General features: G+C 43.5%; 1 pseudogene. It reads left to right on the top strand.

What is annotated here, in order from left to right:
• Positions 1-600 (top strand): annotated as a pseudogene (locus DW096_RS19195) (IS1380-like element IS613 family transposase); the annotation flags it as partial.

The raw sequence follows: 600 nt of genomic DNA, 5'->3' as shown, positions 1-600 counted from the left end.
TAGTTCTGATACTATCCTCAGAGCGATAAAGGAACTGACGCAAGGAAACATCTCATACACATCAGATACGGGTAAGAACTACGATTTCAACACGGCTGACACACTCAATACCTTACTGCTCAATTGTATGTTTGCATCCGGCCAACTGAAAGAGGGCGAGATGTATGATGTTGATTTCGACCATCAGTTCATAGAGACTGAGAAGTATGATGCAAAGCCTACATACAAGAAGTTCCTTGGTTATCGCCCTGGCGTGGCGGTTATTGACGACTTGATTGTTGGCATTGAGAATAGCGATGGTAACACCAACGTTCGTTTTCATCAGAAGGACACGCTGAAGAGATTCTTTGAGAGATTTGAGCAGAACGGACTTACAATCAATCGTTTCAGAGCTGATTGTGGATCATGTTCCGAGGAAATCGTGGAGGAAATAGAGAAACACAGCAAATCCTTCTATATCCGCGCAAACCGCTGCAGTTCGCTCTACAATGACATCTTTGCTCTTAGAGGCTGGAAGACTGAGGAAATCAATGGCATTGAGTTCGAATTGAACTCTATTCTTGTTGAGAAGTGGAAGGGTAAAGCATACCGACTTGTGAT

The organism is Bacteroides sp. AM07-18, from assembly GCF_003602695.1.
GTDB classification, from domain to species: Bacteria; Bacteroidota; Bacteroidia; order Bacteroidales; family Bacteroidaceae; genus Bacteroides; species Bacteroides uniformis.
This window is presented reverse-complemented; position numbering and strand designations above follow the sequence as displayed.